This is a genomic window from Commensalibacter sp. A3DC (assembly GCF_047307945.1).
GTDB lineage: Bacteria > Pseudomonadota > Alphaproteobacteria > Acetobacterales > Acetobacteraceae > Commensalibacter > Commensalibacter melissae.
In genome coordinates, this window is the sequence record NZ_JAXOQA010000113.1 from 1 (window position 1) to 2,324 (window position 2,324).

General features: G+C 35.3%; 2 protein-coding genes. One reads left to right on the top strand and one right to left on the bottom strand.

Going from position 1 to position 2,324, the window contains the following annotated elements:
- Positions 1-621 (bottom strand): GntR family transcriptional regulator (locus U0839_RS08690; RefSeq protein WP_413550497.1); only part of this gene is annotated, 621 nt, incomplete at its 3' end.
- Positions 622-713: 92 nt separating this feature from the next.
- On the opposite strand from U0839_RS08690, the gene U0839_RS08695 reads away from it, so the two are divergent.
- The gene (locus tag U0839_RS08695; RefSeq protein WP_413550499.1) at positions 714-1,931 is read left to right on the top strand and encodes an MFS transporter; all 1,218 of its coding nucleotides are present in this window, start codon (positions 714-716) and stop codon (positions 1,929-1,931) included.
- The last annotated feature ends 393 nt before the right edge of the window (positions 1,932-2,324 follow it).

Genomic DNA, 2,324 nt, shown 5'->3' on the forward strand with positions numbered 1-2,324 from the left:
TTTTTGAAGTGTACTTAGTAAGCTTTGACGTGTTCTTGAGATATGGTTTTCAATAAGTGATATCGTTTTTTGTATTTTTCCTTTTTTTAAGGCAATCACTATTTGACGATGTTCATCCCATCCCGTGTGATCATATTTATTTTCAAGCCAGCGGGCTCGTCTTAATCTCATCATTGCATTTTCAGTGCCTTGAATAATAAATTCATTTTCTGACAGTTTTGCAATCCATATGTGAAAATCATGGCCAATTTGATCAAGCTGTTCATGAGTTGAGGTTGGTGAAATTGAATTCAGTAGATTTTCAACTTTTGAAATATTTTTATCTATAACTATTTGTGTTGTTTCTTGAATAGCGGCAACCTCAAGTATTTTACGATAAATGCACACTTGAGAAATTTCTTCTAGATTAATCGGGGATACAATCCAACCGGATTTTTTGTGAATAACCAGTCCCTCACTAGCAAGTTTAAATAATGCGGTTCGAATGGAGGTTCTAGAAATTCCAATGAACCCTACAATATCACGTTCTGTTATACGTTCACCCGGTGCTATTTCCATATTCAGAATAAGATTTCTTAATTTTATTTCAGCATGCTGAGCTTGAGTAAGGGTTTCGTTCATAAATTTGTTTCTTATTATTGATTATATGATAGGATCATTTTGGTATACCAAATTGGTATACCAAACAAAGACAATTTTATGGTAGATTTATCATGTCCTCAACAATTGAAACAGATCAAGATGAGTCATATTGGGTTCGCAATCTTTTTGTTTGTTTATTTGGATCATTTACAACCTTTCTTGCAATGACATTAATGTTGCCTTTTTTACCGATCTATGTTCAGCAGTTGGGAGTCAAAGATCATGCAAGTATAGCTCAATGGTCAGGAATAGCCTATAGCGCAACATTTTTTATAGCAGGAATGATTGCGCCATTCTGGGGATATCTGGGGGATCGTTATGGTCGTAAACCAATGCTTCTTAGGGCGAGTCTAGGTATGGCCGTGACAATGGCATTGATGGGATGTGCGACAAATATTTGGCAATTGGTTGGATTACGATTGCTTGCGGGTTTTGCTGGAGGATATTCTTCAGGTGCAACAATCATGATTGCTGCCCAAACTCCCAAGGATCGTTCTGCTTGGGCACTTGGACTGCTTTCATCCGGTATCATGGCAGGAAATCTGATTGGTCCCCTGATTGGGGGGATATTGCCATCTTTAATAGGAATCCGTATTACGTTCATAGGGGCAGGATGTTTAATTTTCATCACGTTTCTTGTTACATTGGGTTTTATTCGAGAACCTTCAAAGTTGGTTATTCATGAAAAAACCGTTAAAGGAAATTGGTTCGATATTCCCAATAAAAGATTGATTTTCATAATGCTGGTTACGGGTATGTTACTAATGATTGCCAATATGTCTATCGAACCAATTATAACCTTATATGTTCATCAACTGGCTGTTGAGCAATCCAGAATAACTTTCTTTGCAGGTTTGATTATGTCGGCTGGTGCTTTTGGGAGTATTTTGTCTGCTTCATGGCTTGGTCATTTAGCGGATAAAATAGGTCATGCACGGATTATTATCTGGACCTTAATTATCGCCGGGATATTGCTTGTTCCCCAAGCCTATGTCACGTCAGTCTGGCAACTTATCGTATTACGTTTTTTTATGGGATTGGCCCTTGGTGGTTTAATGCCCTGCATTATAACAATCATTCGACATCAAGTTCCAAATCATTTAGTGGGAACTGTATTGGGTTATACTATTTCCGTACAATATGTTGGTCAGGTTATCGGTCCATTGGCTGGCGGGTTTGTCAGTGGTTATATGGGTATGTATTTCGTATTTCTCGCAACAAGTGTTCTATTGCTGATTGGTGCCATAGGCAATTGGTTTGCGCTAAAAATATTAGATTATAAATATTAATATTATATTAAAAAGGCTAATTTAATGGTTTATTTAAAAATGAATAAAGAAAAACAGCTTTTCTATTTATGGATTTTCAAGATTTTATATTAAATAATTTTATATCTTTTTCAGTCGCTGGACAGATTACGGCACTGGATTATAAATTAACTGTTTTAAAAGCTGCTTGTGTCAATAGTGATTCTGCAAACACATAATTTTCTGACAGATAATTTTTTTTCAAAAATTTGGTTCTGTTATATATAATGATGAATTACTAAGTCAGCTTTCATAATACTACTGATACGTCTTCCCGATAAATTAAAACATTTTTCTTTCATGGGTCTAGATAGTAGGTTCTATTTTTATTCATAAAATCTTCTATTACTTTTGATTCCTTTGCAAAAAACATTC